The organism is Priestia sp. JNUCC 25, assembly GCF_053667915.1.
Map to the genome: position 1 here is coordinate 2,062,443 of NZ_CM132211.1, position 15,600 is coordinate 2,078,042.

A 15,600-nucleotide genomic window follows, 5' to 3' on the forward strand; every position below is an offset into this window, starting at 1 on the left:
GTTTTTTTATGATTTATTTGAAAAAATATTCATGAAGGAGGCGTAGGTCTGATCGTCCTCACCCTCATAGAACGCAAGATTTAAAAGTCTGTTAAGTTCGTTTGTTGATTTTTCAGTTTCTGCAATAATTTGATGCATATGAGCAATCTTAGACATAGATCCGTTGCCATGAGCATTTTTGATTTGATTTAATGTTAAATGAAGCGATAAGACCTCTCGGCGAAGAGCTTGTCTTAATTCAGAGGAAGCAGGGATAAAAAAGCGTTTATAAAAATAACTCGCTTCTTCAAACACCAATTCTCCATTTTCTAGCTCTTTAGCCGCAATTTCTTTAATCTCTTGATCGTCTAATCGACTGGCCGCTTCTTCGATAAGAAATCCAAAAATAATAGCTGTATCTGGTTTTAACATACAATAACCTCCATTATTATAAAAAAGAACTATGTAGTTTATATGTATAGATAGAAAGGAAAAAATATTCATAGTAATTCACTAATCAGCATAGACAAAAAAATAAAAAATATTCTTTTATAGTTAAATTAAAATTATTTCAAAATAAATTTTTTATAATTAAACATTTTTTCCATATTAAAGGATTATTTTGACTTTTAAAAAGAGATGAATAGAATAAAGAGGGTTCTTAGTACCTATATAAAAAGAAAATTGATAAAAGATATTAAATTCAGAAATTTCCACCTCTTTATAACTAAAAAATTGCTCTACTAAAATAGTTGACAGCAGAAATAGATAGGCATAAAATATACTATTGTCAAATGAATTAGCAAGCTATTCATAAAAAGTTAACGGACATTTGAATAATATGAGTAATATCCATATAAGGTATTAATTACTTAAATCTAACCAACTTGTATGCTTGTCATACAAGTCTACAGAAAGGAAGATAGTCGTATGCGCAACGTATTTTTTGCAGATAATGAAACAATTGAAACGACTTTACGTGGGAAAGAAATTTTAGGAGCTCCAATGTTAAACAAAGGAGTAGCTTTTACAAAAGAAGAGCGTAAAACGTTAGGATTAGAAGGTTTACTTCCTCCAATGACTTTAACTTTAGATGAGCAGGCAAAACGTGCATATGAGCAATTTTTAGCTCAGGCAGATAACCTTGGTAAGAATGTGTATTTAAACGATTTACAGAACCGTAATGCTGTATTATTCTATCGCTTATTGCAAGATCACTTAAAAGAAATGCTTCCAGTTGTTTATACACCAACAGTTGGACAAGCAATCCAAGAATACAGCCACGAATATCGCCGTCCGGGTGGCGTATACTTGTCAATCGATAATGTAGAAGGCATTGAAGAAGCCCTTAAAAATATCGATGCAAATAGTGAAGACATTGATTTAATGGTTATTACAGATTCAGAAAGTATTTTAGGAATTGGTGACTGGGGCGTGGGCGGTATTAATATTGCTATCGGTAAATTAGCCGTATACACAGCTGCAGCAGGAATCGACCCAAGCAGAGTACTTCCAGTTGTTCTTGATGTAGGAACAAACAACGAAAAATTATTAAATGATCCTTTATATATCGGAAACCGTCATGAACGTATCCGCGGTGAGCGTTATGATCATTTCGTAGATCAATTCATTTCAAAATCTCTTGAAATATTCCCTAATGCACTGTTACACTGGGAAGATTTCGGTAATGTAAATGCTCGTAACATTATTAACAAGTACGGAAAAGAAATTCTAACGTTTAATGATGATATCCAAGGAACAGGTGCTGTAACGCTTGCCGCTATTTTCTCAGCAGTTCAAGTGTCTAAAATGCCACTTCGTGACCACCGCGTTTTAATCTTTGGACCGGGTACAGCAGGTATCGGTATTGCAGACCAAGTTCGTGACGCGATGGTATTAGACGGTATTACAGAAGAAGAAGCATACAAAAACTTCTGGGCAGTTGATTTCCGAGGCCTTTTAACAGATGACATGGACGACTTATTAGGTTTCCAAACGCCTTATGCACGAAAAGCAGAAGAAGTGAAGGACTGGAACCGTGAAGAAGACAAAATTTCTCTTTTAGAAGTTGTCAGACAAGTTAAGCCAACAATCTTAATTGGTACGTCTGGTGTAGCAGGCGCATTCTCAGAAGAAATCGTAAAAGAAATGGCGAAGCATGTAGAACGCCCAGCTATTTTACCGATGTCAAATCCAACTCCGCTTGCGGAAGCTACTCCTGAAAACCTATTAAATTGGACAGAAGGAAAAGCGCTTGTAGCAACGGGAAGTCCGTTTGAACCAGTTAACTACGATGGTGTGGAATATGAAATTGGTCAATCTAATAATGCTTTTGTTTTCCCTGGTCTTGGTCTTGGATCAATCTTGGTAAAAGCAGAAGTTATTACAGACAGCATGTTCGCAGCATGTGCACACGCTGTAGCTGAGATGGTAGACAGCAGCAAACCAGGTGCTTCATTACTACCGCGCGTAGAAGAATTACGTGAAGTATCATATAACGTTGCTTTAGCAGTTGCTAACGCAGCGATTAAAGATGGAGTTGCAAAAGAAGTTCCATCAGACGTTAAAGCAGCAGTGAAAGCAGCAATGTGGGAACCAACATACAAAGAAATTAAAGCTTTAGAAATAGTAAATGCTTAATTTTTAGATAGAAAAAGCACAGCTTCTCAAAAAAGAAGCTGTGCTTTTTTTAGTTACAAAAAGAATTCTTAAGTTACATAACGTATATAGTTTTTTTAAACTTGTGTATGATTCTCTATATTAGAACCACAGGGGGTTATGACATGAATACAGCACGTAAATTGGAAACGTTTACTCAAGATTCACAGCCTAAAAACAAAGGATTTTGGAAGCGCATCAACAATATTAAAGTAGGAGTTATTCCTCTGCCGCTATATGTGTTACTTGCCTTAATTGTATATGGAGCGGCCGTTTACAACGAGCTTCCTCCAGATATGATTGGCGGATTTGCAATTATTATGGTAATGGGAATGCTGCTTGGTGATTTAGGATTAAAAATTCCGATTTTAAAAGATATTGGCGGACCAGCTATTTTATCGCTGCTTGTACCTTCCGTATTAGTTTTTTATAATGTTTTAAATCCCGCATCTATGGAAGCGGTAACAACTTTGATGAAAACATCAAACTTTTTATACCTTTATATTTCTTGTTTAGTAGCCGGAAGTATCCTTGGTATGAACCGAAAAGTTTTAATTCAAGGCTTTACACGTATGTTTGTACCGCTTGTATTAGGTACGCTAGCCGCTGTAGCTGCAGGGGTAGCTGTTGGGACGTTATTTGGTTACGGAGCAAAACATACATTTTTCTACATTGTTGTACCAATCATTGGAGGAGGGATTGGTGAAGGTATTTTACCGCTTTCACTTGCTTATTCTCAAATTTTAGGTAGTTCAGCAGAATCTTTTGTGTCGCAAATGATTCCAGCTGCTGTTATTGGAAACATCGTTGCGATTGTGTGTGCCGGCTTAATGAAACGTCTTGGAGAGAAAAAGCCAGAATTAACAGGTAACGGAGTTCTTGTAAAGACAAAAGGTGGAGATGGAATTTCAGAAGAAACAAACATCAATAAGCCAGTAGATTTTTCGTTAATGGGTGCAGGCCTTTTAATTGCATGTAGTTTCTTTATTTTCGGAGGCTTAGCACATAAGTTTTTAGGAATTCCAGGTCCAGTCTTAATGATCGTAGCAGCAACGCTAGTCAAATGTTTACAAGTAATGCCTGCTAAGATGGAGCAAGGTGCTTACCATATGTACAAATTCATTTCTACGAGCTTAACATGGCCGTTAATGGTGGGGCTAGGAATTTTGTATATTCCTCTTGAAGATGTAGTGAAAATTGTTACACCAGGCTATGTAGTTGTATGTGCTGCAGTTGTTATTGCTATGGTAGCAACGGGTTATTTTGTAGGTAAAATGATGAAAATGCATCCAGTGGATGCTGCCATTGTAACCGGCTGTCACAGCGGTTTAGGAGGTACGGGAGATGTAGCGATTTTATCAGCTTCCAACCGTATGTCACTTATGCCATTTGCTCAAGTAGCAACAAGACTTGGAGGCGCTTCTACTGTTATTTTAGCTACGCTTCTTATGAAACTTTTAGGAGTATAAAATCAGAACAAAAAAGCAGCTCGGTTCGTACGAGCTGCTTTTTTTGTCTTATGAAACGCTAACGGGTTTTAAGATAAATTCTTCCACAACTTTTGCCACACCGTCGTTCATGTTTGTATCTGTTACGTGGTTGGCTTTTTCTTTAATATCTTCAGGAGCATTTCCCATTGCTACGCCAAGTCCAGCAAATTCAATCATGGCAAGATCATTATAACTGTCGCCAATGGCGATCACTTCATCGCGTGTAATGCCAAGCTGTTGAATTAATAAGTGGAGACTTGTCCCTTTTGTGACGCCTTCTTCTGTAAATTCAAGGAAGTATGGTTTAGAGCGCATTACGCTTAGCTCTCCTTGAAGCTGCTTTTGAAGTTTCTTTTCAACGTGAACCAGCATTTCTGGTTCTGCAAGCATGAGTACTTTTACAACAGGTTCTGTAACGGCATCAGTAAAAGATGAAACAACACGGATCGGCAGACCTGTAATGTCACTTTCAATATCCGTAAATTTATTTTCTACTTCTGTTATAATTTCATCTCCAACGTACGTATGAATTAAAACGCCTTCTTCGCGGCTAATATCGTTGAGACGTGCAACGGTTCTCGGAGATAATGTGCTGCTAAATAGCTCTTCATTTGTTAAGCAATTAATAATTTTTGCCCCGTTAAACGATAAAATAAAGCTTCCGTACTTTTCTAATTCTAGCTCTTTCGCAATGTGAACCATTCCGTAAGTTGGTCGTCCAGAAGCAAGTACAACTTTTACTCCTGATTCTTGCGCGTTCATTAATGCTTCTTTCGTGCGCGGAGAAATAGTGTGATCATCGCATAATAGTGTATCATCCAAATCTAAAACAATCATTTTGTAAGGCATATGTGTAAATTCCCTTCTTTTACTAGACTCATATCTTCATATGGTACTATAAAAAAACGTTCGATTCAATTTAATGATTTTCTGAAAAAAAGAAGCATGCGTATACTTTGTTTGAACTCCTCGTAAGTAGATAAAACAAAGAAATTGAGATATAACGAAATCACTCGGATCTATAGACGAACAAATGAAATAAATGATCTAGTATGGATGACTTGTTACACCGCTGTTGATTTCCGTGCAAGACTTCGTTTTCCGCGGGGGATGAGCCTCCTCGTCTCATACGCTCCTGCGGGGTTTCATCCCTTCCGCTTTTCCTGCAGGAGTCTCTGTCTTGTCCTCCAACCACCAGCTAGAAGCAACTAAACACATGAAAGCTACGTCCATTTTAATGATAAAAAAACACGAACTAATAATCGGAAATTTTGATTATTAGTTCGTGTTTTACTTCAACTAAAATTTATTTGTCCCAGCTTCTAGATTAGTAAGCAGCTAAAGTGTGATTAGTTTTCTGAGCATCTCCTTCACTGAAAGCTTCTTTTAAGAGCGTATAAGACCGCTTTTTTTGTTCAAAATCTTGAATAGCAGTAAGAATAATAAATTCATCAATAGAAAATGACTGCTTCAAAGCTTTAAGCTTTTGACGAACGGTTTCTTTTGTACCGTATATGACGTTGGCTTCTTTTTCTTCAATTTGATAGCTTTCTTTGGACTGCTGACCAAATTCTTCCGCTTTTTCTTTGGAGCCTAATGTAGCGGAGTTACCATTTTGTAAGTATACTTTAAATATTTTTGTGCTGGATGCTAATGCTTTTGCTTCTTCTACGGTATCCGCTACGATGACGGAAAGGGCAACGACAAGCGAGCGTGCGCGAGATGAAACGTGCTGATTATAGACAGAAATCGCTTCTTCTAGCACTTTTTGATCACCATTAATGAATTGAGCAAATACATAAGGAAGGTTTAATGAACCCGCAAGCTCTGCGCTTGAAGCACTTGCTCCCAGTAAAAACATATCTGCTGCTTTTTCCGGCCTTGGATAGGCTTTTAAACCGTAAAGAGGGTGATCTTCCGGCAGCGTATCGTTTAGGTATTGTTTAAGTTCTATCAGTTTGTCTGTTAAGGACTTAGTGGGCTGAGAGTTTTGTTGTAAGGCTTGAGTAGAATGAGGTAGTCCTCCTGGTGCTCTACCGATTCCAAGATCGATGCGATTTGGAGATAATGAGGCTAAAACATTAAAATTTTCTGCTACTTTATAAGGGCTGTAATGCTGAAGCATAACGCCCCCTGAACCAATACGGATATGATGCGTTTTAGCGAGCAGGTGAGAAATTAACACTTCAGGTGATGATCCTACAACATGTTCAGAGTCGTGATGCTCGGCTACCCAAAAGCGATGGTAACCAAGTTCTTCTGCTAGCTGAGCTAATTGAACGGTATGCTGAAATGCATCTTCAGCACGCTCACCCTCATAACGTGGGCTTTGATCTAAAATACTTAATTTCACTGAAAACACTCCTTAAAGTTGATAAAAAAGGTAAGAATAATTGGGATTTATTTTAGCAAAGGATTTTCCAAATGAAAAGAGTTTTTTAAAAGAAAAATATTTTTAAAAAAAATAAGTTGACTTTGCCATTTTGAGGCTATATAGTTGAATCATCAAACAGAAAAGCCGATAAAACAACTTGGATAAATAAGAATTAAGTGAGTATGTTTCAAAGACACTTCACTTCATTCTCCAGTTTTATCAAACAAACAGTTAAAGCTGATTGGTCTACCAAAGGCTCCTGAGTAAACTCCAGGAGCCTTTTTGCTATAAAAAGGAGGGGAAGAAAGTGAGCGATGTATGTATTTTATATAACGGAAGCTCTCATAATTATCAACAAATAGCTTCAGTAAAAGATGAGCTAGAAGCTTGCTTAACCTCAAAAGGAGTGCACGCAGAAGCTATTTTGTATCATGATGTACACGCTTTAACGGAGGAAGCTCAGAAAGAAGCAAAGGTATTCATTTCAAAAGTGAACCAAGCTAAAAGTATTGTCGTTCTGTTATCTGGAGTAAATGAAACATACGTACAGTCTTTTGAACAACTAACAAAAGTATTGCCGGAAGATTTATTGCATAAAAAAATACTTCTGCCGATTCTTGTTGGGGAAAATGTGAATTCTTTACTAAAAGCTAAATATGATTTAAAACTTTTAGCGTCTTTTTTAGGTAGACCTTATTGGCTCAGCAGTCTTTTTCTGCTGCATGAATACGTGTCTTTTGCAGGCATCAACAATATGAATGCTAAAAGTCGTTTAAAGGAAGCGGTGGATGAGCTGATTTATAAAGCAGGTCTATCTCTTCAATCATTTATAAAATGAGGTGGAGAAAATGAGTGAATTATTTCGATTAGCAACCGTAGAAGATGCTGAAGAACTGTTGAATTTAACACTTCGAGCATACGAGCCGATTCGAGAGCTAGGAATTAAGTTTCCAGCCGCAACGGCAACGATTGAACTTGTAAAAGAAAACATTCAAAACAGCCGTTGCTACGTGCTGGAAAGTGATAAAAAAATCGTAGCTACGATTACAGCAAGAACGTATAAAGAAATAACGAACTGGCCTTTCTTATGGTGGTTTGCGGTAGATCCTTTGGTTAAAAAGAAAGGAGTAGGTTCTAAACTCTTAACATGGGTTGAAGAAACAATTATTCGGGATCAATTGGGGGAACCTGCCGTTACATTGGCTACTTCTGATCGACATCCGTGGTTGATTCCTATGTATGAAAGGAAAGGGTACGAACGTTTTTTTGAAGTCGATCAAGGAGAAGAAGGAAAAGGCGTATTCTTAAGGAAAATCTTACATCCTGAAAGATACGAGTTAGAAAAACACAAAGAGTTGCAAAAAGCTAATTAATAATTAAAAAGAAAAGAGGAGACAAAATGTCAGTAAAGATTTTATTATGGAATCGAAAAGGTTGTCATCATTGCGAGGAACTAAAAGCATATTTTCATGAGAAAGGATATCAATATGAAAGTATCGATGTAGAAGGAAAAGATTATTTGCGGGATTTACTTGAATTTAAATACGGTATTCGCCATGTACCGGTCGTTGAAATTGGAGACGAGGGGCAGTTTAAAGGAGTAATTGAAAAAGATTATGAACAAATAGAAAAATTGATTGAAGACTATTCACCAATCGTTAAATAGCTGGAACATGTATTTTATTAATTCATTAAAACAATAAATTATTTTGAGACATAGTGAGGGACAAAACACATGAAAAAACTACAGCTGACAGCTATCTTTTTATCACTTCTTTTATTACTAGCCGCTTGCGGAACACCAAATAAAGAAACAGCGGCTAACGCAAGCAAAGACAAAGTACAAAAAATTATTGTAGGAACGGGTACGCAATTTCCGAACATTTGCTTTCTTGATGATAAAGGAAATCTAACAGGGTATGACGTAGAACTTGTTAAAGAAATAGACAAACGTCTTCCAAACTATAAGTTCGAATTTAAGACAATGGATTTTTCTAATTTACTTTTGAGCTTAGAATCGAACAAAATTGATTTAGTAGCCCATCAGATGGAAGTGAATGAAGAGAGAAAACAAAAGTTCCTTTTTAATAAAGAACCTTATAATATCTTTCCGCTACATGTAGTTGTAAACGAAAAAAATACGTCTATTAAATCAATTAAAGATTTGAACGGTAAAAAGGTAATTGTAGGAGCAACGAGTAATTCTGCTAACTTAATCGATAAGTATAACAAAGAACATGGAAATAAAATTAATATCGTCTATTCAGGCCAAGGATCTGATGATACAAAAACGCAGCTGAAAACAGGGCGTGCGGATGCCACGATTAGTACGCCGTTTGCAGTTGACTTTGTCAATAAACAAGCGGACGCAGAGCAAAAAGTTGTAGGGCCTGCTATTTCAAATTCAAAAGTATATTTTATGCTTCGCAAAAATGAAACAGGTTTACAAAAAGATGTTGATAAAGCGTTAAAAGAAATAAAAGAAGACGGAACATTGACAAAATTAAGTAAAAAATGGCTGGGAGAAGATTATACAAAAGCAGCTGGAAATAATTAAAGCACTTACTGTGACCCAAGCCTTGAACTTGGGTCCTTTCGCTACCTGTAGAGGGAAACAAAGGAGAGAAAAAGATGGGAAAAGCATTTGATATAGAGCTGATTTTCACCTCTATTCCTCAATTATTATCTTATTTGCATATTACAATTTGGATTTTGATTGCTTCACTTGTGATTGGCAGTACCTTGGGATTGTTTATTGCCCTGCCTCGTATTTATAAAGTACCGGTGTTAAGTCAAATAGCAGCAGTTTATATTTCTTTTATGAGGGGAACGCCTATTTTAATTCAATTATTTTTAGTTTTTTACGGGATACCTGCCCTTTTACAATTGATTCATATTGACGTTTCAAGAATGGCTCCGCTCGTATTTGTTATTATCACGTATTCACTGAGCACGGCGGCGTCTTTTTCTGAAATGATGCGCGGTGCCATTAATAGTGTAGATAAAGGGCAAACTGAAGCAGCTTATAGTATAGGAATGACCGGAAAACAAACGTTCACTCGAATTGTGCTGCCGCAAGCTCTCGTTGTAGCCTTTCCTAACTTTGGAAATCTTGTGATTGGGTCCTTAAAAGATACGTCTTTAGCCTTTACCATTGGTGTGATGGATATGATGGGAAGAGGAGATACCATTATCGCTGCAACGGCTCATGCAGTGGAGGTATATATCGCACTTGCCATTATTTATTATTTTGTGGCGATTATATTAGAGAAATTTTTTGTGAAATCAGAACAGAAGCTGCAAAAACATGATCAGCCTGTTCATGTATAAAACGAGCTTACTAAAAGAGGTGTAAACATGATTATTGACGTACCGTTTATATGGACAGCATTTGTAGAAATTTTAAAGGCATTGCCTTTAACGCTCCTTATTACCATCGGTCCGTTACTAGGCGGGTTGCTTATTGGTATTGCTGTTGCGGCTGTGAGAATCAATTCAGTGAAAATAATAACGCCAATTGCCAACGTATACGTATCATTTTTCCGAGGAACGCCTGCTATTCTTCATATTATGGTTATTTACCTAGGGTTCCCGCTATTTATTAATAAACTATCGAGTTACTATGGATGGGGCTTCAATGCAAACAGCATTCCTATTGTCGTATTTGTATTAATCGCTTTGTCTTTTACAGCGGGAGCTTATATGTCAGAGATTATTCGCTCTGGTTTGTTAGCTGTAGAAAAAGGACAAATTGAGGCTGCGTATGCTATTGGGATGAATCGTTTTCAATCGATGAAACGAATTGTTTTTCCACAGGCGTTTGCTTTGTCTTTACCGAATTTATGTAATATCTTCATCGGCTTTTTGCATACGTCTTCTATCGCATTCATCGTATCGCAAAAAGAGCTAAACGGTGCTGCTAATATCGTAGCTTCGAATAATCTCAAGTTTTTAGAAGCCTATATTGCTGCTGCTCTTATTTATTGGATGCTGACGATGTTAATAGAAGGAATAACAGCGCTGCTTGAACGTAAATTAACTGTTTATAATCGAGGAGGGGTTGTATGATTACACTAACAAATATAAAAAAAACATTTGGTCATAATACAGTATTGGACGGTATTGATTTACTTGTTAAAAAAGGCGACGTTGTAACCATTTTAGGACCGAGTGGTTCTGGAAAGACTACGTTTTTACGCTGCATTAATTTCTTAGAAAAAGCAGATGAAGGAGAAGTTTCGATTGATCAATTTACGGTTCAGTGCCAAAAGCCAAATCGCAAAGACATTTTAACTCTTCGACAAAAAACAACGATGGTTTTTCAGCAATACAACTTGTTCAAACACAAAACCGTTATTGAAAATATTATGGAGGGGCTAGTTATTGTTCAAAAGCTGCCAAAGGAAGAAGCGAAACAACGCAGTTTAGACGTCCTTGAAAAAGTTGGGCTTGCTGAAAAAGCAAATGCTTATCCAAGTCAGTTATCAGGAGGTCAACAGCAGCGAGTGGGCATTGCTAGAGCGCTTGCTTTAAATCCTGAAGTCATTTTATTTGATGAGCCGACGTCTGCTTTGGACCCTGAACTGGTGGGTGAAGTACTGTCTGTTATTCGTAAAATTGCTGAAGAAGGAATTACGATGATCATTGTGACGCACGAAATGAGTTTTGCCCGTGAAGTTTCTAATCACGTGGTGTTTATGGACGGAGGAAAGATTGTCGAACAAGGTCATCCTGAAGACATATTTTTAAACCCAAAAGAAGATCGAACAAAGCAATTTTTCAAGCGTATTAACCCAACGCATTCTCCTTACTCTTATATTTATGAAAAAACAATCTAATATTTTAATCAAAAACCAACTTGACTCATAGGAATAATAAGTATATGATAAAATCATCAAATTAAACAAACCGACTAGATCACTAGAGGTTCTTTGCACAATGTGTGACATTGTGCAAAGAACCTTTTATTTTTTACTAGACTTAAGGGAAGAAGGGTGAACGTAGTGAATAGAGGAGCATTAAAAGCTAAAACAAGCAAAAAACTTATTATAAAAGGCCAGGTTGTACCTGGAAGGCAGCAAGGAAGATACTTAGGGTTTCCAACAGCTAATATAGATACTCAGCATGAGGAATTAAAAAATGGCGTGTATGGTGTCCTCGTTCATCTGCGGGGACTTGAACATATAGGAGTTATGAATGTAGGGGTTAAGCCGACATTTGGATCGGAACTATCTAAAACATTTGAGGTTCATATTTTGGATTTTAACGACGTTATTTATGGAGAGACAGTTCAATGCGACGTAATCTTTCGGGTGCGAGGAGAGAAAAAGTTCCCTTCTATTGAGTTTTTAAAGCATCAAATTAAAGCTGATACGCTACAAGCTAAGCAAAGATTTCAACATATGGGCTATGTATCTAGTGAAGCTACAGCTTCCAAGCTAGGGCAAGCGAGATATTTAAATCTGCCTGATCTCCAGTTTTTTAATTGGTGCCACAGTCAATTCAAAGTCAATAAAGGGATTTACAATACAATTGATCAATGGTTTTATGACGAAGGAATTGAAAATATTCACCCTAGAAGAGTTCACGTTATCGCTTTTTTACAATTTGCACAAGAAGGAAATGAAAGAAAGACAGAAAAAGAAGGAGTCCTTCGCTTTGGAGCAGGCGGTTTAACTAATCAATTACGAGAATTTATGAATGGATATGAAAAAGGAGAATGGTAATATGACACATCAAAGACAATTAAAGCTAGGGGCTATTATTCATGGAGTCGGAGGAAATATGGGGGCGTGGAGACACCCTGAAATTTTGTCAGATGCCAGCGTTAATTTCGATTTTTACAAGCAGCAGGCTCAAAAAGCGGAAGAAGGAAAATTTGATTTAGTGTTCATTGCCGATGGGTTATACATTAATGAAAAATCGCTTCCGCATTTTTTGAATCGTTTTGAACCTCTTACTATTCTATCAGCACTTGCTTCTGTCACTTCTCATATTGGTTTAGTCGGCACTCTATCGACTTCGTATAGCGAACCGTTTACGGTGGCTAGACAATTTGCTTCACTTGATCATATTAGCAGCGGCCGAGCGGGATGGAATGTTGTCACATCTCCATTAGAAGGATCTGCGCTTAACTATGGAAAAGAGCACCCCACTCATGACAAACGCTATAGAATAGCTGAAGAGTTTCTAGAAGTAACAAAGGGATTATGGGATTCTTGGGAAGATGATGCTTTTATTCGAAATAAAGAAACCGGACAATTTTTTGAGGAGAAAAAGCTGCACCGATTGCATCACAAAGGCGAATTTTTTTCTGTAGAAGGCCCGTTAAACATTGGCCGCTCAGTTCAGGGGCAGCCCGTAGTGTTTCAAGCAGGCTCTTCTGAAAGCGGCAAAGATCTAGCAGCGAAAACGGCTGACGCAGTGTTTACGGGACAAGACAATTTAGAAGAAGCAAAAGCTTTTTACCAAGACGTAAAATCAAGAGCCGCAGCGCAAGGGCGCAATGAAAACGAACTTTTAATTTTCCCGGGAATTGGTCCTATAATTGGTAGTACAAACGAAGAAGCCGAAAGAAAATATGAAGAACTTTCTCAATTGGTGACAATTGAACATGCGCTAAACTACTTAGGACGCTTTTTCGATCATTTTGATTTTTCACAGTTTCCATTAGATGAGGCATTTCCTGACTTAGGAGATATAGGAAGTAATAGTTTCCGCAGTACAACAGACAAAATTAAAGAAAATGCTAAAAAATATAAGTGGACACTGCGAGAAGCAGCGCTGCGAATTGCTACACCTAAAACACAATTTATTGGGACGCCAGAGCATATCGCTAATTTGATGGAACAGTGGTTTGAAGAAAAAGGAGCTGACGGCTTTATTATTCATTCAAGCGTTCCCCATGGCTTAGATGACTTTGTTGAACACGTTGTACCGATACTGCAAGAAAGAGGCCTGTATCGTACAGAATACGAAGGGAGTACGTTAAGAAGTAACTTGCAGTTGAATGTTCCTAAGAATCGCTACACACAGGTGAAAGTTAATTGAAGTGGATTCAAAGAGACTCGAAGGAGTCTCTTTTTTAATATTTTTAATATTAAAAATATGGTAAAATTCTTTTTGTAGGTTATTCGTTTCAGTTCATAAGGCCTAAAGGGTTTTGAATACCCGGAAAGGAGTCAAATGGAAAAAAGACATAAAAGTAAGAAAAAGCGTATGATCATTTCGATATCTTTATCCGTTCTTTTAGTCGGGGGAGGAGCGACAGGATGGATATTGTACCAAAACGGAAAAATTCCTTTTTTATCACAGCAAAGTATAAAGGCAAGTGCCATTAAAGTGAATCAACAAAAAGTTGATAAGCTGGAAAGCAGTGATCAGCAGGCAAAAGATTTTATAGCTGAACATCATGACGTACTAAATGATTTGACGGGGTGGAGTGCCATTGAGCACCCAGACTGGCCTGCCGTACAAGAAGAAGCGACAGCCATTAAAAATACGATTGGCACGATTGAAGTAAAAGATTCTGTTTTAAAGAAAGACTTTCAGCATATGGAGAAGCTCGCTGGACAGCTAGAGCAGACGAAAGATCAAGCACTGTTAAAAGAACTTCATCGTTATTTTCATGACTTAGATGTTGTGATCAATGAAGACGATGGATCAAATACATATTTTGATGTTACCAGCTATGGTAAATCAGTTGTAAAGACTTCTAAATGAGCCATAGCAAAAAGCTTTATACATAAAAGTAGTTTTGTATAACAAACGTCTTCGCTTATTCATGCATATGCTACGGATAAGGAGGAGACAGGTTATATGAAAAAAATTTATTTAGATGCAGGTCACGGAGGGGCAGATCTAGGGGCTGTCGCCAGCGGGCTGTATGAAAAAGACTTAGTGTTAGCTGTTCAACAGTACATCATCTCTTTTCTTTCTACTCACTATCAAGGATTTTCTCTTTGTACAACGCGTACAACCGATGTGTTTTTGTCATTAAATGAACGGGTCAACAAAGCCAATGCGTGGGGTGCTGATGTATACTTATCTATTCATATAAATTCAGGCGGCGAAACGGGATATGAAGATTTTATTTATAGCAAAAATATAAATAACCAAACCATTGTGTTACGAAACGATATTCACGATCATGTGAAATTTGTTCTCACTAAATACAATCACTCTAACCGAGGCAGGAAATTGGCTAATCATAGTTTGTTAAGGCGTTCATATATGCCGTCTGTACTAACTAAAATTGGGTTTATTGATACAGAACATGATGCAAAGCTCTTAAAAAATCCTCAATTTCTAAAAGATATGGGGGTGGCATATGCAAAAGGGGTTGCACAGTTTTTAAACTTGGAGCCTAAATCTACAAATCCTTTGGGAGATTCTGACGAGGAAGGTTGTCCAAAGCCTACTTTTTTATATAAACCTTTATGGATTAAAACAACTGAGGATACGGAGACGTATAAGGATGCAAATATGTCAGAGAGAACAGGTTATTTAAAAAAGAATACCCTCTTTCAAGTTTATGGTGAAACGCGTGCAGCCTGGGTGATTGATGGACAACATTTTATTGAAAAAAAAGATACAATCATTGAAGGAGAAACCATCACAACTGCGGAATTAACAAAAGAGAATATGGAAACATTAAAAGTATTTGTGACGAAAGAAAAGTTAGAAACAGCGGTAACCTTTTCCAAAGAAGGAGCTGCAGTAGCCATCATTACACTTCGGGATAAAAAAATACTGAATGTAAAAGCATTTTTAGATAGAGAAAAATGGTGGTACAAAGCTGAACGGATAAAAAAATAGTGAAAAAACCTGCTTGTTTTTTGAAGCTTTCACCCTAGTAATTTTACTTATTTTTGATAGAATATAAAGAGCTGAATCGTAAAGATGCATAAAGGTGTGATGGAAATGGAAGAGCAACAAGAAGCGATTGATTTAACAAAAGTATATGTATATGAGGAGTTTCCGGATAAAGTTGCAGGCAGATGCGATAACTGTGGACATGTGAAATTTAAAAGCTTAGTAAAAGACTTTATTTTTATCCGTACATGCGCAAAGTGCGGGATGAAAAAAAGCATTTAAATC

The 15,600-nt window shown here is 37.1% G+C and carries 17 protein-coding genes; 14 read left to right on the forward strand and 3 right to left on the reverse strand.

What is annotated here, in order from left to right; translation table 11 throughout:
* Positions 1-6: 6 nt before the first annotated feature.
* Positions 7-411 (reverse strand): hypothetical protein, encoded by a 405-nt coding sequence (locus tag JNUCC25_RS10440; protein ID WP_013056760.1) that lies wholly within the window; start codon positions 409-411, stop codon positions 7-9.
* A gap of 498 nt (positions 412-909) precedes the next feature.
* Between JNUCC25_RS10440 and JNUCC25_RS10445 the strand changes: the two genes are divergently transcribed.
* Both JNUCC25_RS10445 and JNUCC25_RS10450 read left to right on the forward strand, forming a co-directional pair.
* The gene (locus JNUCC25_RS10445; protein ID WP_454223253.1) at positions 910-2,619 is read left to right on the forward strand and encodes an NAD-dependent malic enzyme; all 1,710 of its coding nucleotides are present in this window, start codon (positions 910-912) and stop codon (positions 2,617-2,619) included.
* A 143-nt stretch (positions 2,620-2,762) separates the two neighbouring features.
* Positions 2,763-4,106, forward strand: a complete 1,344-nt coding sequence (locus JNUCC25_RS10450; protein WP_029321404.1) for a 2-hydroxycarboxylate transporter family protein — start codon at positions 2,763-2,765, stop codon at positions 4,104-4,106.
* Between the two features lie 48 nt (positions 4,107-4,154).
* On the opposite strand, the gene JNUCC25_RS10455 is transcribed toward JNUCC25_RS10450, so the two are convergent.
* Together JNUCC25_RS10455 and JNUCC25_RS10460 are read right to left on the reverse strand one after the other, a co-directional pair.
* Positions 4,155-4,976, reverse strand: a complete 822-nt coding sequence (locus JNUCC25_RS10455) for a Cof-type HAD-IIB family hydrolase (RefSeq protein WP_013056763.1) — start codon at positions 4,974-4,976, stop codon at positions 4,155-4,157.
* A gap of 478 nt (positions 4,977-5,454) precedes the next feature.
* Positions 5,455-6,480, reverse strand: coding sequence for an LLM class flavin-dependent oxidoreductase (locus JNUCC25_RS10460; RefSeq protein WP_064471601.1), 1,026 nt, complete (start codon positions 6,478-6,480; stop codon positions 5,455-5,457).
* A gap of 328 nt (positions 6,481-6,808) precedes the next feature.
* On the opposite strand from JNUCC25_RS10460, the gene JNUCC25_RS10465 reads away from it, so the two are divergent.
* From JNUCC25_RS10465 to JNUCC25_RS10520, 12 genes are all read left to right on the forward strand, one after another.
* Entirely contained in the window at positions 6,809-7,339 is a 531-nt protein-coding gene (locus tag JNUCC25_RS10465; protein ID WP_029321409.1) for a hypothetical protein, read from the forward strand.
* Positions 7,340-7,349: 10 nt separating this feature from the next.
* Entirely contained in the window at positions 7,350-7,874 is a 525-nt protein-coding gene (locus JNUCC25_RS10470) for a GNAT family N-acetyltransferase (protein WP_013056766.1), read from the forward strand.
* 26 nt (positions 7,875-7,900) lie between these two features.
* The gene (locus tag JNUCC25_RS10475; RefSeq protein ID WP_013056767.1) at positions 7,901-8,167 is read left to right on the forward strand and encodes a glutaredoxin family protein; all 267 of its coding nucleotides are present in this window, start codon (positions 7,901-7,903) and stop codon (positions 8,165-8,167) included.
* A 69-nt stretch (positions 8,168-8,236) separates the two neighbouring features.
* Complete coding sequence (locus JNUCC25_RS10480; protein ID WP_013056768.1) at positions 8,237-9,058, forward strand: amino acid ABC transporter substrate-binding protein; 822 nt, start codon at positions 8,237-8,239, stop codon at positions 9,056-9,058.
* A gap of 74 nt (positions 9,059-9,132) precedes the next feature.
* Positions 9,133-9,831, forward strand: a complete 699-nt coding sequence (locus JNUCC25_RS10485; protein WP_013056769.1) for an amino acid ABC transporter permease — start codon at positions 9,133-9,135, stop codon at positions 9,829-9,831.
* 27 nt (positions 9,832-9,858) lie between these two features.
* Positions 9,859-10,569 carry an amino acid ABC transporter permease gene (locus JNUCC25_RS10490; protein ID WP_013056770.1) on the forward strand — a complete coding sequence of 237 codons (711 nt, stop codon included), beginning with the start codon at positions 9,859-9,861 and terminating at the stop codon, positions 10,567-10,569.
* A complete protein-coding gene (locus JNUCC25_RS10495) occupies positions 10,566-11,339 on the forward strand; it encodes an amino acid ABC transporter ATP-binding protein (protein ID WP_029321411.1) in 774 nt (257 codons plus the stop codon). Before JNUCC25_RS10490 ends, JNUCC25_RS10495 begins: the two co-directional genes overlap by 4 nt.
* Positions 11,340-11,504: 165 nt before the next feature.
* Positions 11,505-12,227, forward strand: a complete 723-nt coding sequence (locus JNUCC25_RS10500; protein ID WP_035439125.1) for a riboflavin kinase — start codon at positions 11,505-11,507, stop codon at positions 12,225-12,227.
* Position 12,228: 1 nt separating this feature from the next.
* Complete coding sequence (locus JNUCC25_RS10505; protein WP_013056773.1) at positions 12,229-13,551, forward strand: LLM class flavin-dependent oxidoreductase; 1,323 nt, start codon at positions 12,229-12,231, stop codon at positions 13,549-13,551.
* A 135-nt stretch (positions 13,552-13,686) separates the two neighbouring features.
* Complete coding sequence (locus JNUCC25_RS10510) at positions 13,687-14,223, forward strand: hypothetical protein (protein ID WP_013056774.1); 537 nt, start codon at positions 13,687-13,689, stop codon at positions 14,221-14,223.
* Between the two features lie 96 nt (positions 14,224-14,319).
* Complete coding sequence (locus JNUCC25_RS10515) at positions 14,320-15,318, forward strand: N-acetylmuramoyl-L-alanine amidase family protein (RefSeq protein WP_029321415.1); 999 nt, start codon at positions 14,320-14,322, stop codon at positions 15,316-15,318.
* A gap of 99 nt (positions 15,319-15,417) precedes the next feature.
* Positions 15,418-15,597: a hypothetical protein gene (locus JNUCC25_RS10520; protein WP_025752091.1), complete on the forward strand. Its 180-nt coding sequence runs from the start codon at positions 15,418-15,420 to the stop codon at positions 15,595-15,597.
* The last annotated feature ends 3 nt before the right edge of the window (positions 15,598-15,600 follow it).